The sequence below is a fragment of the Labilibaculum antarcticum genome, from assembly GCF_002356295.1.
Classification (GTDB): Bacteria; Bacteroidota; Bacteroidia; order Bacteroidales; family Marinifilaceae; genus Labilibaculum; species Labilibaculum antarcticum.
Genome location: NZ_AP018042.1, coordinates 5,699,585 through 5,718,991, shown reverse-complemented (window position 1 = coordinate 5,718,991; position 19,407 = coordinate 5,699,585). Strand labels below are relative to the sequence as shown.

General features: G+C 36.2%; 14 protein-coding genes. 8 read left to right on the top strand and 6 right to left on the bottom strand.

From position 1 onward, the window contains the following. Positions 1-288: 288 nt before the first annotated feature. Positions 289-1,518 carry an MlaD family protein gene (locus ALGA_RS22700; RefSeq protein WP_096433290.1) on the bottom strand — a complete coding sequence of 410 codons (1,230 nt, stop codon included), beginning with the start codon at positions 1,516-1,518 and terminating at the stop codon, positions 289-291. Between the two features lie 53 nt (positions 1,519-1,571). Further along, a complete protein-coding gene (locus ALGA_RS22695) occupies positions 1,572-2,759 on the bottom strand; it encodes an N-acetylmuramoyl-L-alanine amidase family protein (protein WP_096433288.1) in 1,188 nt (395 codons plus the stop codon). Positions 2,760-2,923: 164 nt separating this feature from the next. On the opposite strand from ALGA_RS22695, the gene ALGA_RS22690 reads away from it, so the two are divergent. Continuing rightward, on the top strand, positions 2,924-5,545 hold the full coding sequence (locus tag ALGA_RS22690; protein ID WP_145957702.1) for a putative LPS assembly protein LptD: 2,622 nt from the start codon (positions 2,924-2,926) through the stop codon (positions 5,543-5,545). Positions 5,546-5,601: 56 nt separating this feature from the next. Here the strand turns inward: ALGA_RS22690 and ALGA_RS22685 are convergent, their stop codons facing one another. Then, positions 5,602-6,168, bottom strand: a complete 567-nt coding sequence (locus tag ALGA_RS22685) for an anthranilate synthase component II (RefSeq protein ID WP_096433284.1) — start codon at positions 6,166-6,168, stop codon at positions 5,602-5,604. A gap of 70 nt (positions 6,169-6,238) precedes the next feature. On the opposite strand from ALGA_RS22685, the gene ALGA_RS22680 reads away from it, so the two are divergent. After that, positions 6,239-6,616 (top strand): RidA family protein, encoded by a 378-nt coding sequence (locus tag ALGA_RS22680; RefSeq protein WP_096433282.1) that lies wholly within the window; start codon positions 6,239-6,241, stop codon positions 6,614-6,616. Positions 6,617-6,694: 78 nt separating this feature from the next. On the opposite strand, the gene ALGA_RS22675 is transcribed toward ALGA_RS22680, so the two are convergent. Beyond that, positions 6,695-9,064 carry an ABC transporter permease gene (locus tag ALGA_RS22675; RefSeq protein ID WP_096433280.1) on the bottom strand — a complete coding sequence of 790 codons (2,370 nt, stop codon included), beginning with the start codon at positions 9,062-9,064 and terminating at the stop codon, positions 6,695-6,697. 32 nt (positions 9,065-9,096) lie between these two features. After that, positions 9,097-9,303, bottom strand: a complete 207-nt coding sequence (locus tag ALGA_RS22670; RefSeq protein ID WP_096433278.1) for a hypothetical protein — start codon at positions 9,301-9,303, stop codon at positions 9,097-9,099. A gap of 953 nt (positions 9,304-10,256) precedes the next feature. Here ALGA_RS22670 and ALGA_RS22665 point away from each other — a divergent pair. The 5 genes from ALGA_RS22665 to ALGA_RS22645 all read left to right on the top strand — a co-directional run bounded on the left by ALGA_RS22665 (position 10,257) and on the right by ALGA_RS22645 (position 16,618). Further along, entirely contained in the window at positions 10,257-11,975 is a 1,719-nt protein-coding gene (locus ALGA_RS22665; RefSeq protein ID WP_096433276.1) for a [Fe-Fe] hydrogenase large subunit C-terminal domain-containing protein, read from the top strand. Between the two features lie 6 nt (positions 11,976-11,981). Beyond that, positions 11,982-13,166, top strand: coding sequence for a SpoIIE family protein phosphatase (locus tag ALGA_RS22660; RefSeq protein ID WP_096433274.1), 1,185 nt, complete (start codon positions 11,982-11,984; stop codon positions 13,164-13,166). Positions 13,167-13,293: 127 nt separating this feature from the next. Next, entirely contained in the window at positions 13,294-13,545 is a 252-nt protein-coding gene (locus ALGA_RS22655) for an NAD(P)H-dependent oxidoreductase subunit E (protein WP_096433272.1), read from the top strand. A gap of 35 nt (positions 13,546-13,580) precedes the next feature. Then, entirely contained in the window at positions 13,581-15,434 is a 1,854-nt protein-coding gene (locus tag ALGA_RS22650; RefSeq protein ID WP_096433270.1) for a [Fe-Fe] hydrogenase large subunit C-terminal domain-containing protein, read from the top strand. Continuing rightward, the gene (locus ALGA_RS22645) at positions 15,434-16,618 is read left to right on the top strand and encodes a SpoIIE family protein phosphatase (RefSeq protein ID WP_096433268.1); all 1,185 of its coding nucleotides are present in this window, start codon (positions 15,434-15,436) and stop codon (positions 16,616-16,618) included. The genes ALGA_RS22650 and ALGA_RS22645 overlap by 1 nt, the downstream gene beginning before the upstream one ends. 16 nt (positions 16,619-16,634) lie before the next feature. On the opposite strand, the gene ALGA_RS22640 is transcribed toward ALGA_RS22645, so the two are convergent. Continuing rightward, positions 16,635-17,015 (bottom strand): response regulator, encoded by a 381-nt coding sequence (locus ALGA_RS22640; protein ID WP_096433266.1) that lies wholly within the window; start codon positions 17,013-17,015, stop codon positions 16,635-16,637. Positions 17,016-17,314: 299 nt separating this feature from the next. Between ALGA_RS22640 and ALGA_RS22635 the strand changes: the two genes are divergently transcribed. After that, positions 17,315-19,402: a T9SS type A sorting domain-containing protein gene (locus ALGA_RS22635; protein WP_096433264.1), complete on the top strand. Its 2,088-nt coding sequence runs from the start codon at positions 17,315-17,317 to the stop codon at positions 19,400-19,402. The last annotated feature ends 5 nt before the right edge of the window (positions 19,403-19,407 follow it).

Below are 19,407 nucleotides of genomic sequence, written 5' to 3'. Positions count from 1 at the left end.
AAAAACATTTACTACTCTATATAAAACAGGGGTTACATAAATGTAAAATAAATGAAATTATCTAAAATACTACAGGTCAGCGAATTGTAAGTGTTTGTTGTTTAACTTTCTGGTTGTTAGTCCTTTCTGAATACTGTACTTCTAGGTCTTAATTATCTAATTTACAATCAGTCTAGATTAAACATAACAGGCCGTCGGTTAAGTAGATTGTTGATCTGGCCATACTTGTTAGAGCTTCAGTTCTTTAAGCGGTTTTGATTTACTATAATCACAGCCGTTAAATAAAAATCAATTCTCAGGACTTATCTTTATCACAAAGGCATCTGGAAAATCATCACGTATTTTTTTTAGTTGGCGGATAATATCCTTATAGTTTTGAGTCTCCCCAATTGTATATTTATACTTCCCATTAAAATAAATTTCTTCAATTTTTCTGTGTCCCTTAAATGCTGTGTCATCCAAAGGGATTTGAGTGGAGGAAGACATGATTTGCACTTTATAATATACTTGATTTTCTTTATCTCTTTTCTTTTGTGATTTTTCGGAATCCAGATAAACCGTTTTGCCGGTATCAAATAATGAAAAGTGCATATATTTTTTAGGATTGTTCTTAACATCGATGAGCAAATTGGTTAGACCGTTTGATGCGGCTTCCAGATTTGTATATAATGTATCGTTGTTAATTAATAAACCCATAGAACCTTTTCCTGAGTTTATCTTTTCAAGAATTTCATTGGTTTGCTTTAGGGTTGCTCTTGCATTATTTATGGTTTGAGCAATATCTGAAGCGGATAAGGAATCACTAATACTTGAAAAATTGGATAGAATAGTAGATACGTTTTTATTGTTGTCTTTTAAGTTTCCTGTTATTGAATCTACATTTGCGAAAATATTTTCGAAATGACTTTTTTGTCCGGTGATAATGGTATCAAGTGTACCGGAAGCATTTTCAAGTTTTTTAAAGGTTTGTTCAATACTACCAAAGCTTCTGGTTAAATTATCTCGGGTTTTCTCATTAAATATATATTGTATTACTGTTAGAACCGAATCAACACCAGACATTAATTTTTCAGCTTTATTCTTCAGAGGCAACATCTGCATGCTAACCTGTTCCTTTAAATCACCTTCAATACTGCCTTTTATAGTGTCACCTGTTTGAAGCATTGTTTTTCCTTTTCCAGGAATCAATGTGATCACCTTCGTACCCATAATATCCGCACTCTCAATTCTAGCTATAGAGTTGTCGGGAATTTTAAATTGATCTGAAATAGAAAATTCAACCAAAAGATGATCAGCGGATGCGCTGCTAAATTTAATGGATTTAATTTGTCCAATTTTATAACCTTTTAGAGTGACCGAGCTCGATTTTTTTAATCCATCAACTCTTTCATATCTGGCATATAAAATTTGTTCGCTCGAGAATACATTAAATCCTTTGAGAAAGTTTACCCCCCAAATTAAAATTACAATGGCTCCAATAACAACAAGTCCTATTTTTGCGTCTTTTGAAAATTTCATAATTCTGTATTTTTATTTCAGGTTGAGTGGTATTCGATAGAATAGTGGCAAAATTAGTTATGTTTTTTGTGGTTTCTTGCTTTTGACAGAGATATTCGCTCTCCATTATAAAATGCAACGACAAAACAATCTTTAATTTTTTTTCTGATTTCCTTTTGAAGAAGAACAATCTCGTTGTACTGGTCTGTAGATCCAATGGTGTATTTATAAGTTCCACCACTAACTCTTTCTTTAATATTTTCAAGATCTTCGAACGATCTGGAGTTTAATGGTATTTGTCTCGAGGATGATTTGACCTGAACGCAAAACTCAATCGGAGACACTTCAGTGGGTTCATTTGTTATTGATGATGCCAAAGTCAATACTGTATCAACACTTACTAATGCTTCTTTCATTTCGAGTACAACACTTGATTCTTCTACTTTCGTTTTGTAATCGCGAAAAGCTCTGAAAATTGCGCTTGCAAGGAAGTCTTGATTCTGAGATTTTTTCAGGTAATTTGCTTCGGTAGGATTAGAGACAAAACCAACTTCAACCAATATCGATGGCATGCTAACTTGTTTCAAAACCCAGAATCCGGCTTCTCGAACACCTCTTGAGTGACGACCTACTCTGGTTTTAAATTGAAATTCAGTTAATTCGGCCAGATTAATACTGTTTTCTCTATTAACTCCTTGTAATAAATTAAATATAATGTAGGATGCCGGGTTGTGCGGATCAAAGCCTTCGTATTTTGTAGTGTAATCATCTTCGTAAAGCATTACTGCATTTTCTTTCATTGCAACCTCAAGATTCTCCTTCGTTTTATGCAGTCCTAAGGTATAGGTTTCTGTTCCTGTAATCTCAGAATTGTTATTTGCATTGGCATGAATGGAGATGAATAAATCGGCCTTGTTTTGATTGGCAATTTCCGATCTTCTATCTAAAGCAATAAAAACATCTGTTTTCCGGGTATAGATTACATTTACTTTTGGAAAGTATTTTTCAATATAAGCTCCTAATTTTAGTGCTATACTTAAAACAACATCTTTCTCTTGAAGAGTTTTACTTATTGCGCCAGGGTCTTTTCCACCATGACCGGCATCAATAACCACAGTATTAATATTGGTATGATTAGCCTGCGATAGTCCATCATGAGCCTGCAGAATAAAGACACATAGTAGAAATAAAACGGCTGATGATCTTGTAATTAGACCACGATATATGCTTTTTAGAATAATGTTCATTAGAAAAATCTTCATAAAAGAACTTAAAAAATGTTTTTGAAGTTCGTTTCGATTAGGGAATATAGTACTTTTATTTGTATTTTTGGCGTCCTAAGAAAGTGTGACTGTTAAATTATGTCTAGCTTATCAGGCTCCTTTTAATTCGATTATTTTACAAAAATAACAGATAAAAATTGCAATTGAAATTACTACAACGGGTTTTTATTATTTTCATCGGAATTACATTTCCTTTGACAGGCTTCGCTTTAATCAATTCTACTAATAATTCTGATAACTATCAGCCTGTTACGAGTTGGAGTGGTGAGGATTTTTCACGTTTCGTGGATTTTAAAATATCTGAAAAAGATACTTTATTAAAAGTTGCTTCAGATACTTTAGCGACAGATTCGATTAAAAAAGAGGATAAACCCTTTTTTGAGGCATCTATTGAATACAATTCCGACGATACAATTGTTTTTTCTCTTACAGGACAAAAGGTGTTTTTAACTAAAAACTCTTTTGTTAAATATGGAGAGATTGAATTACGAGCCTATTATATTGAGCTTGATCTTGACAAAAAAGAAGCTTTTGCTTATGGAATAAAAGATTCAACCGGAACATTTATTGATACCCCTGAATTTAAAGATGGTGCAGAGGAGTTTACCTGTAAAGAGCTTAAATATAACTTTGACACAGGTAAGGGCTTGGTTAATGAAATAATTACTGAGCAAGAAGGTGGCTATGTACATTCTGAGATCACTAAACGGATTGATGATAAAACCTTTTATCTCAAAAATGGAAAATATACCACTTGTGATGATCCTCATCCACATTTTTATGTGAAAATGACCAAGGCTAAGATGATTAAAGATGATAAGATTGTTTCAGGTCCTCTTTATTTGGTATTAGAAGATGTACCAATGCCTATAGGTTTGCCATTTGCTTTATTTCCTTTTAGCTCTTCTTATTCATCAGGTATAATTATGCCGAGCTATGGTGAGGAGCAACGAAGAGGTTTTAACCTTCGTGGAGGTGGTTATTATTGGGCGATGAATGAATATATGGATTTGGCAGTAACCGGTGATATATTCGCCAATGGATCGTGGGGTGGATATGTGGAGTCAAAGTATAAAACACGATACCGTTACAGTGGTAATTTAGCAACAGAATATCATTCCAATAAATATGGAGATGAGGGATTGTCTGATTATTCGGAGTCGACCGATTTTGCGATTCGATGGACTCACACACAGGATTCAAAAGCAAACCCTTATCGTACCTTTTCTGCCTCGGTAAATTTCTCTACCAGCAATAATGATAGAAACAATTCAACGTCGATTCAGAAAATTACAAATAACCAGAAGCAATCAAGTATTTCTTACAGTAAAAAATGGGCAGATAGTCCGTTTAGTTTAAATGGAAGTTTGCGTCACTCACAAAATAGCCGAGATACAACTATCTCTCTGACCTTACCAAGCATGTCGTTAAATATGACACAAATTTATCCGTTCCGCGCAAAAGGTAAAAGCACGAATTTGAGATGGTACGATAAGGTGGGGGTGAGTTACTCTTCAAAACTGGAAAATAAGATCAACACCAAGGAGAGTGAGTTGATGTCTTCTTCTTTGGCTACCGATTGGGACAATGGTTATCAGCATAGTATTCCTATTAGCACCAATTTTAAATTAACCAAAGACCTTACGCTTTCTCCGACACTTAATTATCAAGGTGTTTTGTATTCTAAATCAATTAGTAAAAGTTGGGATACAGAAATGAATGATGGAGATGGAGGGGTTCATATTGATACTATTCAGGGATTTAAATACGCACACAATTATTCTACAAGTGCCTCGCTTTCCTTAAGCCCAAAGATTTATGGAATGTACACTTTTAAGGAAAGCTCAAAATTGGCTGCGATAAGACACGTAATGACACCAAGTATTAGTGTGAGTTATACGCCTGAAATCGGTATTCCCAGAAGTAAATATTATAAAACGTACCGAAACGAAACTACAGATAAGGATGTTGAGTATTCAATGTTTGAAGGGGGAGTGTATGGTACGCCAACTGGAGCAAAGGAATCAGGAAGTGTTAGTTTTGGTTTGGATAATAATGTTGAGGCAAAAATGCGTACGGCAAATGATTCAACAGGAACAGAGGAGTTTAAAAAGGTGAAAATTATAGAGAGTTTGAAATTCTCTACATCGTACAATATGTTTGCCGATTCGTTGAATTGGTCGACTATTAGAATGTCGGGAAGAACAAAATTATTCAATAAAAAATTGGGTTTGAATGTGGGTTCAACAGTCGATCCTTATAAATTAAATGCTAATAATATTAAAATTAATAAGTTTGGGCCACGATTAACCAATGCTTCCATTGACTTGGATTTTGGCTTGTCTGCAAAAGATGTAAAAGGAGATGACAAGGACGATAAAAATGAAAAATCAAAAGAGCCATGGAGAGATACTAGATATATCAACTTTGATATTCCGTGGTCGTTTGCAATTGATTATGGTTGGACGTATTCAAAACCATCAAACAAAAAGAGTACAGTCCGTCAGAATATGGGAGTGACAGGTAACGTTAGTTTAACTCCAAAATGGAAGATGAGCTTCTCTACAGGCTATGATTTTACCGAAAAAGAGATAACTTCCTCTCAATTTACAATTACCCGCGACCTGCACTGTTGGCAAATGTCCTTCAATGCCATTCCATTCGGAACGTATCAATCCTATAATTTTAGAATTAATGTTCAATCATCAATTCTGCAGGATTTAAAATATGAGAAGAAGCAAGCTTGGCAAGATGTAAGTTTCTAATGTCAGCTAGTAAAAATATCAAAAGCCAGTGTTTTTTATACTGGCTTTTTTGATGCCTAAGCGAGAATCCAATTTTTAAGTATTTCTTTCCCATGCTCAGTCAGTATCGATTCCGGGTGAAACTGAACACCACATAAGTCGAATTCTTTGTGACGAATTGCCATAATTACATTCTGCTCATCGGTAGCGGTGATGCGGAGGCATTTTGGGAAATTGTTTTTCGATAGTGCCCAGGAATGGTATCTGCCTGAATTGAATTGTTTCGGCAGATTTTTAAACAGGCATTCGTTGCCGTCTGTAATTAATGTAGCTTTTGGGATTCCATGAACAATCTCTTTCAAATTAAATAATTCAGCATCAAAATATTCTCCTATGAATTGCATGCCCAGGCAAACTCCCAATATTGGTTTTGTTTTGGCGTATTGATCCATGATTTCGCCCATTGCCTTTGCTTCACCAGGAAGTCCGGGACCAGGAGAAAAAATAAGTTTGTCGCACTTTCCGATTTGTTCCCAGTTGATTTGATCGTTTCGCATAACAATTACTTGTTCGCAAAACTGCTCAACAATATGAACCAGGTTGTATGTAAAAGAGTCGTAATTATCTATGATTACTATTCTCATTAAGGCATTTTTATTTTAACTTTAATGTCGCAAAATAAGTGATTTTTTTACAAACACTAAGATTTTAAAAATGAAAAAAACTATTAATTCAGAAAAGGCGCCAAAAGCAATAGGGCCCTACAGTCAGGCTGTCGAAGCGAATGGGACTCTTTATATTTCGGGACAGCTTCCTGTTGATGTTGTTACAGGGAAATTTATTGAGGGTGGCATAAAGGAGCAAACCGAACAGGTAATGAAAAATATCGGTTATATTTTGGAAGAAGCGGGCTATACCTATAAGGATGTTGTTAAATCAACCTGTTTATTGAGCGATATTTCTGGTTTTGCTGATATGAATGCAGTTTATGGTGAATATTACAAGGAAGAATGTCCTGCACGTGCAGCTTTTGCGGTGAAAGACCTTCCTTTAGGAGCATTAATCGAAATAGAGACCATTGCCGTGAAATAAATTCATTGTAAGTTAAAATAGATAAGGCTGCTAATCTTCGGATTGACAGCCTTTTGTGTGTCTGTTGTTTTAGGTCAGCTATTCATACCGTAACGATTTAACGGGATCTAATCTTGTTACACGGTAGGAGTGGATGAATACAGTTGCTGTTACCACGATTCCGGCAATTAGGAACGAAAGAGCAAATATCCACCAATGAATTTCTGTTCGTATCGAATAATCGCTTAACCATTCAGTCATGGCGTAGAATGTTATTGGAATGGAGATGACTGATGCTATTACTACATAAAGAATATTCATCCGTAAAAAAGAGAAAATGATAATTGTATCGGAACAGCCCAATACCTTTTTGATACCGATTTCCTTTGTTCGGCTTTGAGCTATAAAAAGTGTTAAGCCAAACAGTCCGAAAGAGGCAATTAGCATCGTGAAAAAGGCAAATATAGTAACTGTATTGAATCTGCTTTTTTCTGAAGAATACATGTCTTCAATAATTTCTTCAACTGTAGTGTAGAAAAATGCCTGTTCGGGAGCAATTTTTTTCCACGATTTTTCAAGTTGGGGAATGAGATCCTTTGCCGATCCTTCTTTGTAATAAACGGCTATTTGTCTAAGGTATTTCTCGGTTAATTGGATTTTTAAAGGAGGAATGTCAGAGCGAAAAGAGTGAAGGTAAAAGTCATTTACCACACCAATGATGGTCTGTTCTCCAATTTTTTTGCCGATAGGATCCTTAATTCCAAGAGCTTTCACTGCAGTCTCATTCAAAATACATGAGTTTTTAACATCACTTCCGTAATCCGTAGAAAAATATCGTCCATCAACTAAGGGAATTCCCATGGTTTGCAGAAAATTAAAGTCAATCATCATACCTTCTACTTCCACCTTTTTTTCCTGGTCTTGATGATGTGGAATCATCATTGCACCAAAGCTATACGTAGGTAGTCCACTGTAAGCTCCAGACGCCATAATCACATTGGTGTTGGCTTGTGTCTCGTTTAAAAAAGGAGTGTAGTTTTCACTGTTTTTGATGTCGATCAATAGGGTATTTTTGTTATGGAATCCGGGATTCTTTTCCAAAGAATATTGATATTGCCCCCGAATAACGAGTGCACATGCAACAAAGAAGCAAAAAATAACCAACTGAAATATGATTAGGGCTGACCGGACAAAGTTCTTCTTTTTGCCTGTCATATTTTGACCTTTCAGCACATTCAGAATAGTTAATTTTGATAATCCAACGGAAGTGTAAAGACCCGAAATAATTCCGATTAAAACAGTTAAAATGAAGTAGAATAAGATGTAAACTATAATGTTCGCCCCAATAACAGGCAAATTGGTTTGGAAAAGTTCTTCGGCGTAGGGTAAGCCCAGAATCATAAATGCAATAGCTAGTGGCAATACAATTATTGTAAGAACAATAGATTCTGTAAGAAGTTGATACTTTATCTGATTGTTTTTGGCACCAAATGTTTTTCGAATGCCAATCTCTTTTGATCTGCCGGAAGAAACGGCTGTGGAGAGAATGATGTAGTTGATCATGGCCACCAATACGATTAGCAGAGCTATGGCTGAAAATATTTTAATGCTGTTCCAGTTTCCCTGTATGCTGTTATTCATCACTTTTTCGGATCCCAAATAAACATCCGATAAATTTTGTAAAGAATAGTGAAACAAAGGATTCTCGCCCATGTGCTTCCTTTCAAGCATTGTGAACTGACTGTCAATCAGGGAAGGATTGCTCCCGGGAATCAAGCGCAGCCATGTGTGCCAGGAATTATGATCCCAATTTGTTTCAGCATTGGTTGTTTCAAAGAGTTTATTCACATATGTAATCGTAAATGATTTATTTATCAGGCATTCTGCTCTGAAGGTTGAGTTTTGGGGGATATCTTCAAATACGGCTGTTACTGTTAATACATGTTCTTCTTTGTTGATACTTGCAGTAATTTCTTTCCCGATTGCATCTGTTCTCGAAAACAATTTACTGGCAAGGCTTCGCGAAATGCAAATTGAATTTTTGTCGTCTAATAAAGTTTTCGTGTTAGTGCCGTTTATCAGAGGAAGGGTGAAAATGTCAAATATTTCTGAACTACTGGATACAGCATCATTTACAACAATATTCTCTCCTTTGTGCAGAATCGTAAATTCTTGTATGCTTTTGGTGTTAATCGCATGTTCTACCTGAGGGAATTCTTCCTTTAAAGTAGAAGCTAAAACAAAAGGAGTCCCGGTTAACGTGCGGTCGAATGTATTGTAATAGTTAAGAACCCGGTAAACCGATTTTCTGTTTTTGTGACAGTTATTATAGCTCAACTCATTAATTACAAACAGAATAATAATGAAGGAAGCAGCTAAGGCTATGGATAGCCCTAAGGTGTTGATTCCTGTAAATACATAGTTTCGTTTAAGATTCCTAAGGGCTGATTTTATATAGTTTTTGATCATGGGTTAATTGGGTTCTTTTGGGTGTGATAGGTTTAAGAATACCTTCTTTTATTCTGCATAAAGCCACGTTTCGAAGCTTTACTCCCTTTGCTTAGAAAATAGATTATGGGTCCGATTACAGGAGGCAGAAATGCCAATATCATTCTGAAACCACCATTTCTTTCTTTTAAGTGGCTAAGAGCATCAACAATGGCAAACAGGTGAAGGGTAAGTATAAATAATGTAATTAGATAGTTCATGATTTAGGATTTGTTTATTTTTTAACCCCTAAATCTAAGCATAATCCCTCAAGGCGAAACCCATAATCGATATAAATTATGATTCAAATTTAAAATGACATTCGTTCGTTGATAAAGCGTTAAGCTAAATCCCTGTTGGTTTATCCTAAAGTAAGAAGCCAAAGTTGGTTGCAGGTAAGTTGTTGCTGTTTCGGGTAGCATGGTTTAGATACTGTCTCGTACTTTGTGTAAAGATTATAATAGATAAGGCTGCTAATTTTCGAATTGGCAGCCTCTATTTTTTTACTGTGTAATTAAATAAAAGATAAGTTCGGATAAAGAAATTCTCTAACACAGTACAGATTTTTACTCACACATTTATGAATTTTCTTAATCTAGTTAAGAATTTCTCCCACACCTTTATGAATTTCCTTAATATAGTTAAAGATTTCCTACACATATCTATAAATTTCCTTTATAGACATGTGAATTTCTCTCGTTAGATAATGAAATACTCTAATTAATTGACGGATAAAGCCAACGAATAGAGGACGGAGTTAACCGATAATAGTAATAAAATACTGGAGGAGGATTATAAAATAGTCACAGAATATTATAAGATAGGAGTATGAATGAATAAAGGCTGTATGAAGGTTTTAATAGATTGGTTCGCGTGTTGCTTATTCTAGTATATTTCAACCGAGGGGTATTGTTGATTTGTATTATTACAATCTGATTAAATCCTTGTTTCGTAACGAAATAGAAACACATGCAGACTATTTAAAATACATATTAATAGTGTTGATGTGTTCTAAAATAGCCTTGTAAATCCTCTATCTAAAACATAAATTCTGAGATTTGTAACTCTAAGGGTCAAGGGTCAAGGGTCAAGGGTCAAGGGTCAAGGGTCAAGGGTCAAGGGTCAAGGGTCAAGGATCAAAGGGGAACTACGCAGATAACACAAGGAGGATAAAATGGATATTTTACAACCGGTTTATACGGAGCAAAACGATTGTCAGGATTGTTATAAATGCATAAGGGAATGCAAATTAAAAGCAATTAAGGTTGTTAATAATGCGGCTCAGATTCTCCATAGCGATTGTATTTATTGTGGCATATGTACTCTTATTTGTCCGGTGAATGCAAAGAAAGTGCGCGATGATGTAACGAGAGTGAAGAGCTTGTTGAAGCGGGATCAAAAAGTAATTGTTTCTTTGGCGCCATCATTCGTTACCGAATTTCCAAATCTTTCCGATGAGCAAATTGTAGCCGCTTTAAAAGCATTGGGATTTACTCATGTTTCCGAAACAGCTTTGGGAGCACAGGAGGTTTCTAAAAAAGTATCCGAATTTATCGATAATCAGGACAAAGGAATTTATATTTCTTCGGCATGTCCGTCGGTTGTGGAAATGATTTGTAAACATTATCCAAAATATAAAAATTACATCACTCCATTTTTATCACCGCTTTTAACGCATTCCAAATTTCTTAAAAATGAGTATGGAGAAGATTCTCATGTTGTTTTTATTGGGCCCTGTATTGCAAAAAAATCCGAGAGTGATGAGTTTCCCGAATTGTTGGATGCTGCACTCACTTTTTCGGATTTAAAAAGATGGTTTGAAGAGGAAAACATTGATCCGTATTTATTTGCAGGGGAACAGCAAGCAGAAGTTTTTGTGCCCGGAAAAGCAGGAAAAGGTGTTTTGTACCCTATTGATGGAGGCATGTTGATGGGCGTGAAAAACAACACCACGGCAACCGATGCTGTTTATATGACTTTTTCTGGAATCAATAACATTCAGTCAGTTTTAAAGGATTTGGATAAGTACAAGAAATCGGATGTGATGTTTTTGGAACTTTTGGCATGTGATGGCGGTTGTGTAAATGGTCCGGGAACAAGTAAGTCCTATTCTACCGCTCTTAAGCGATTAGAAATTATTGGAAGAGCTGATAAAGATCTTGGTTTTCAGCTGAATGTCGATTTTCCGATTGAAAGAAATTTTAATTCGATCGTGCCGGTTAAAAAAATTGAACACTCGTCAAATCGAATCAAAGAAGCACTCACCATGGTTGGGAAGTACTCCGATAAGGATGAAATTAATTGTGGGGGTTGTGGTTATAACAGCTGTAAAGAGTTCGCCGGAGCTTTGCTCGAAGATCGGTCTGAGCCAAACATGTGCGTATCCTACATGCGCAAAATAGCACACGATAAATCATCGGCACTTTTGCGTAAAATTCCTTCTGGAGTAGTGATCGTGAACGACCAATTGAAAATTAGAGATTCAAATCTAAGTTTTGCCCGAATGATGGGGCCTGAAATCGAACAATTGTACGATACGATTCCAGGTTTGGTCGATGCCGATTTGCATAAAATAGCTCCTTTTTACAAGTTGTTTTCATCTGCCCTTAAAACCGGTGCTGAAAATATGGAGCGGGATATTCGTTTTGGAAACAAGATGTTTCACATCACCATTTTCAGTATTCATAAAAACAAAATTGTAGGTGCTATTCTTCGCGACATGTCGGAACCTTTTATTCAGCGGGAAGAGGTGATTTCGAGGGCGAAATCGGTGAATCAGAAAAATCTTGAAACAGTGCAGAAAATAGCCTATTTGTTGGGTGAGAATGCTTCTGAAACAGAAGAAATGCTAAATTCCATTGTCGAATTTTATACTCTTTCACAGGATCAATAATCGCTTATGCCATCTCGTTATTATATAGAAGTTGAATGTCAGCAAAAAAACGATGCCGGACAGTCCATTTGTGGTGATGTTTTTATGTCGCGCAAAATAAAAGAGGAGGGACGTACCATCCTGGTTTTATCCGATGGTTTGGGCAGCGGTGTAAAAGCAAATGTGCTGGGAACACTCACTGCATCAATGATCCTGAATTACATGAAGGTGAATAAGGACATTCGTAAGGCTGCTGAAATTATTATGCAAACCCTTCCGGTTTGCAGCAAACGAAAGGCTAGTTATTCCACTTTTACGATTATCGAAATTGAGTGTGATGGAGAAACGCGCATTATTCGTTACGATAATCCTGAGTGTTTGATATTGCGTGGGGTGGAGAGTTTTATCCCCGAGTGTGAAGAGTTGCTTCTAACGGGCGAGCATAACAAAGGGAAAATACTCTATTCGTACCGATTCAAGGCTCAGAAAGAAGATCGAATTGTTTTCTGCTCCGATGGAGTTACCAATTCAGGAATGGGCGCCAGACGTTCTCCCTTTGGCTGGGGACTCGAGAATTTGGATATTTATGTGAAAGGTTTGATTAAAAGGCAACCCTTTTTGTCAGCCCGTCAATTGTCCGAATCCGTGGTCGAAAGGGCTTGCGCGAATTATGGAAACAAACTACAGGATGATACTTCGTGCGGAGTGCTTTATTTTCGCGAGCCACGAAATTTATTGATTTGTACAGGACCACCCTATGAAAAATCAAAAGATGCGCAGTTGGCAAAGCAGGTAGCCGAATTTAAGGGTAAGAAAATTGTGTGTGGAGGCACTACTGCTGGAATAATTTCGAGGGAATTAGGAGTGCCAATAAAAGTTGAGATGAATATTACGGATTCCGAATTGCCACCCATTTCGTATATTTCTGATATCGATTTGGTTACCGAAGGAATTTTAACCTTAGGAAAAGTGTACCGATTACTGAAAAACCACAAGCAAAATTCGTCCATGCGATACGGACCAGCTGATCGGATTGTACGGGTTCTTTTGGAAAGTGATAAAATATTTATTGTTAATGGCACAAAGATAAATGTAGCTCATCAAGATCCCAATTTACCCATGGAATTGGAAATCCGAAGAACAGTAGTAAAGAATATTGTTGCACTACTAGAGGAAAAGTTTTTAAAAGAAGTAGATCTTAGCTATATTTAAAATGAAATGTAACCCATATTTAACATGGGGTATTGTTAATTGAAATTCCATTTGGTAGGTAGTTTTCTTGTTGAAGTAGGAATTAGTTTACAATCCTCATAAAACAGATAATAAAGACAATAACTAAATGGCCGAAAAAATCGAAATTACCATTTGTTTGGGAAGTTCCTGTTTCTCAAGAGGTAACGGAAAAGCTCTGAAAGCAATTAATGCCTTTTTGGAAGAAAATAAATTAAAAGACAAGGTTTTCTTTCATGGCGAATTGTGCACAGGAAATTGTGCCAAAGGACCGATTCTAAAAGTAGAAGATAAGCTTTATGAGGAAGTTGATCCGGACAGTGTAGTTGAAATATTAAATGGAGTTTTCGGTCTCGTTTAATTTAGTCGGTTTATCAATCCTAAAAAATTCTCATTATGTCTTTAATTGTAACCAATAAGGATAAGTGTAATCTCAGTTATACCTGTATTCGAGTATGTCCGGCCAAAGCAATTAAAATTGAAAATGATTTTGCCAACATCATCGAAAGTAGGTGCATTGGTTGTGGAAATTGTGTTTCTGTTTGTGCTCAAAATGCGATAGAATATAGAAGTTCGGAGGAATTGGTAAAGCAATTACTGGCAGATACTGAACCTGTTGTGGCAATATGCGATCCTAGTATATCTGGTGAATTTGATGACATTCTGGATTTTAGGAATTTTGTTGGCATGATTCGAGCCTTGGGTTTTGATTACGTTGTTGAAGCTGCTTTTGGTGCCGATTTGGTTGCCTATCAATACAAGAAACTGTTTAAGAACTTTCATGGGAAATATTACATCTCTACGAAATGTCCGGCTCTGGTCAATAATATTGAGAATTTTCATCCCGGATTGGTTGATAATCTGGCGCCTATTGTTCCGCCGGGCATTGCGATGGCGAAAGTGGTTCGTAAAAAGTATGGCAAAAATGTAAAGATTGTTTCTTTATCGCCTTGTGTTGCCAGCAAAGATGATGTAAAAGATTTTAATGGTACCGACGGAAATATTCATGCAGTATTGAGCTTTGTAGAATTAAGAAAGTTATTTACGGAGTATGGAGTTTCTGAAAACTCGGTTGAATTCTCAGAGTTTGATCCGCCATTCGCTCGTTTGGGGGGATTGTTTCCGATTAGTCATGGCTTGTTTCAGGCTGCTGATATAGATATATCTATGCTAAATGGAAGCATTATTAGTACTGAAGGAAGAAATAATTTTCTCAGGTCGATTAATGAATTTAAAACACAACACGATCTTAACCAGCATCTGGATTTGTTTTATTGCGAAGGTTGTATAATGGGGCCTGGAACTTCGCCTGGTGGGCGTAAATTTTCTCGTAGATCGCAAGTAATTCGTTACGTGCGCAAAAGATTAAAAACCTTTGATAAGTTAAAATGGCAGAACGAAATTGATGAATACAGTAATTTGGATTTGAATAGAGGATTTAAATCAAAAGGCAGACAATTACCCGTTCCTACCGAGGAGGAAATAATGGATGTTCTGGTTGAAATGGGAAAAGGGAACATTGAAGATCAACTGGGTTGTGGTTCCTGTGGGTATGAGTCGTGCAGAGAATTTGCCATTGCAAAATGCCAGGGTTTGGCCAATTATGAAATGTGTTCTTCCTTTACAATAAAGAACATGAACAACTACATAAAGGAACTGGGAACAATCAATGCTACATTATCTAAAACTAAAGTTGCATTAAAGGAATCGGAAAGAATTGCCAACGAAGAAAGAATTTTAGCGCAGGAGGCTTCGGAAACCGTGTCGGCCATGTTACAGAAACTACCGTCGGGAGTGGTAATTGTTAACGACAAATTAAAGGTTATTGAATCGAATAAAACATTCGTTGATTTATTGGGTGAAGAAACAAGAATGCTCAATGAAATTATTCCTGGCTTGGTTGATGCCGATTTAACGAAATTGATCAGTTTTCACAAATTCTTTTCGACAGTTATTATGAATGGAGAAGATATTTTGAACAAGGATGTTCATTTTGGAAACAGATTGTTTAATGTATCTGTTTTCACAATTAAAAAGAATAAAATTGTTGGTGGTATTATCCGCGATTTATATGCTCCAGAGGTTCGAAGAGAAGAAGTTATTGGTAGAGCAAGAGCTGTTATTAAAGAGAATCTTCAGACAGTTCAGCAGATCGCATTTCTATTAGGCGAGAGTGCTTCCAAAACAGAAAAATTGCTTAGTTCAATCATTAAATCCCATGCTTCAGGGGAAGAAGGAAAAGGCGAATAATGGACGAAAAATTTCATATAGATATTGACTGTCAACAGATCTTTCATCACGGAGAAATGATTTGTGGTGATGTATTTCTTTCGAAGAGAATTAAGGAAGAAAACAGAACAATTGCAGTGTTAAGTGATGGTATGGGGAGCGGTGTTAAAGCCAATGTTTTGGCGACTTTAACTGCATCGATGGCCATGAATTTTACCGCTGAACACAAAGATGTAAAAACCAGTGCTGAAATTATCATGAACACTCTTCCGGTATGCAGTGTTCGAAAAGTAAGCTATGCTACTTTTACAATTATTGATATTGAATTTGATGGCACGACACGTATCATTGAGTTCGATAACCCTTTGTGCGTTGTTATGCGTGGTTCGGAGGTTTACGATCCGGGCTGGAGAACAATTCTGCTTGACAGTGAAGAAAATCAAGGCAAAGAGCTTCGTACTTGCGAATTTACTGCTCGAAAGGAGGATCGTATTCTGTTTTGGTCCGATGGAATTATGCAGTCTGGAATGGGAAGCAGGGAATTGCCATTTGGTTGGGGACATGAAAGTGCATCGAAATTTGTTACCAATATTGTAAGATCTTCTCCCTACATTTCAGCCCGAAATTTAGGAATGCAATTGGTGAAGAAAGCAGCTCGAAACGATCAGGGTGAGCTTAAAGATGATACAAGTGCAGGTGTGATTTATTATCGGGAACCACGTAAACTTTTAATTTGCACCGGACCTCCTTTCGAAAAGGATAAGGATTCTGAGCTAGCCATGAGAGTGTATCACTTTAAGGGGAAAAAGATTATTTGCGGAGGAACAACAGCTGAAATTTTGGGGCGCGAATTGAATTTGAAATTTGCAGCCGGCATGAAAATTACGGATCCTGAACTTCCGCCAGCTTCTTATATGGAAAGTATTAATTTGGTTACCGAAGGGATTTTAACAATCGGAAAAGTTGCAAGAATTCTAGGAGATTACAACAGTGACTATGACCTGGGAGAAGGGCCTGCTGATCAGATTGTTCATTATCTGTTGCAGAGTGATAAAATCTCTATTATATCGGGAACAAGAATTAATTTTGCACATCAGGATCCAAGTTTACCAATCGAATTGGAGATTCGAAGAACTGTTGTGAAGAGAATCGTTACCCTTCTTGAGGAAAAATTTTTAAAGGATGTTAGTCTCACTTTTATTTAAGAAAGGTGAGTTTTGATTACATGTAAACCGAAAGTAAATCCAATAGTTTTTGACTTGGTATTGGTTTTGAAATATAATCATCACAACCGGCATCTAAACTCTTTGCTCGGTCTTCGGACATAGCGTATGCTGTTTGAGAAATAATAGGAATGTTTGGATTTATTTTTTTTATGATTTTAGTTGCCTCGAATCCATTCATCTTTGGCATTTGAATGTCCATTAATATAAGATCAATTTTGTTAGCATTGAACATATCAATGGCATCCTGACCGTTTTTGGCCCAAAGAACTTCCGCCCCGGTTTTTCGAATTACTTCTTCCAGAAAAAGGAAATTGGATTCAACATCTTCTGCAACAAGAATAATTTTTGAAGACCAATTAAGTTCTTTTTGATTCATAGGGATTGGATTGGTGTAATAGTTAGGCTTTACTAGTATCAAATTTAGATAAAATTATTAGCATTTAAAAGGGGATGCTCTATATATAATCCCTTTAAAAAGGTGGTTGTTTAAATATATTTAATGAATTACTAAGAAATAATACCAAGAGTTGATCAGATTATTTTTTAGGAGATTTACCATCGTGTTTTAAATAGATTTGTTGAAACATATTAGGGCAACAGATTGTTTTTCGGTAATAGGCTGACAATTGTTGCATATTTGTTATTTTTGAAGATAATTTTTTGAAAAATACCTGCATGACCTCTAAACTCATTCGATTCTGGTTACTTATTAGCTTAACTCTTTTTTGCTTTTCCTCTAAAGCACAAATCTCTTTTGGAGGTGAACCATTATTTAAAACGGGGAAAGTAAAATCAGAAATATCAACTATTTATTTACCCCGATTTAAGGTATTCTCAATGAGTAAAACTTATGAACAGGTTGATGGTAAAAGTTACCTGAAGCATGCTAAGTATGCTCATAAATACAATGTATCCTACAGTTCATTGAACTCCGGGAAATGGCAAACTTTAGATGATGGACGAAGGGTATGGCGCATATCAATTTCGTCGCCGGGAGCTTATTCTTTAGGTTTGATTTTCTCAAAATTCAGACTGCCGGTTGGTGGTCAGATATTTGTTTACAATAATCAATCGGACAGAATATTGGGAGGATACAATGAAAAAAACAATAAAGAATCAGGTAAGTTTTCTATAGAACCACTACAAGGAGACGAAATTACTGTTGAGTACATAGAGCCTTTGCATCCCGAATTTATTGCCGACCTGGAAATAGGAAGTGTTTTGCATGATTATAAAAATATATTTAATCAGTTAAGAGGAGAGGAATCTTTTTTAAAATCATCGGGGACCTGTAATGTTAATATTAATTGTGCTGCAGGAGATGAATGGCAGGTTGAAAAAAAAGCGGTTTGTCACATTTTGTATGATGGTTTTATTGCCTCTGGTGCCTTAATAAATAATACTAGTTATAACGGACGGCCTTTTTTATTGACAGCGCATCATGTAATCGATAATCAAAATGATGCAAATGTTGCCATTTTTGTCTTTAATTATGAAGCCGTTGATTGTGAATCCACTGTAGGCTCAAAATCGCAATCTATCTCCGGATCAAGCTTATTGGCTACAACAAATAGATTGGATTTTACACTCTTAGAGTTATCGGTGATGCCACCAGCATCTTATTCACCCTATTACATTGGCTGGGATCGGTCGGGGAGGATGCCCTCAAATACAACTTGTATTCATCACCCAAATGGAGATGTGAAAAAAATATCTGTGGATTTTGAATCACCAATAACGGACTCCTATTCGGATACGGAATTTACATTTGATGTTGATACACATTGGCGTATTTTGGAATGGAATATAGGTACTACAGAAGGTGGATCATCCGGCTCACCTTTGTTTGATGAGAATCATCGTTTAATTGGTGATTTAACGGGAGGAGAGGCCAGTTGTTCAAGTTCTGTAAACGATTATTTTGCAAAATTCGCTGAAAGCTGGGACAATTATTCCGAAGCCGATCAACAACTTAAATATTGGTTAGATCCTCTGAATTCGGGAGTTGTAACTCTTGATGGTGTTGATCCCTATAAAGGATTAAGGGCAGCTTTTGATGTTTCTCAGGATAGCATTTGTTACGATTCACAAGTAAGGTTTACTGATATTTCATTAGGAGATCCTGATGAGTTTTTGTGGTATTTTGGAGAAGGTGCAATTCCTGAATCTTCATCCGTAAAAGGGCCTCATGTTGTGAGCTATGCCAGCCCAGGTCTTAAGCAGGTTAAATTAATAGTTATAAAAGATGGACTTGCTGATAGTATAGTTCGATCTGTTTTGGCCATGGATATTCCTGTTGCTGGTTTTAATTACACGGTAGATTTGAATGAAGTTCAATTAGTTAATGCATCGATTGAAGGGATGACCTACGATTGGACATTTGGCGATGGATCAGAATCAGGTGAAGAAAACCCGACACATGATTACAACAGAACTGGAAGATATACAATAACGCTTACTGCGGAAAATTTTTGTGGAGTACACTCAACAATAAAAGAAATAACGACTTCGTATGAGGATTTATTAAAGATTTATCCAAATCCATCAAATGGAGTTTTCACAGTCGATTTAAGTCAGATTATATATTTGCGAAGTACGTGGATCGTTTATGATTTAAGAGGGGCTCAAATTCGTTCAGGAGTTGTCTCCAACTATGAGAGTGTGATTAATTTCAACCTAAATGGATTGTCTTCAGGGGTCTACATTTTGAACCTGAATGTGGATGGTGTGGATTTGAAAAGAAAGCTAATGCTGACTGATTAGGAAAT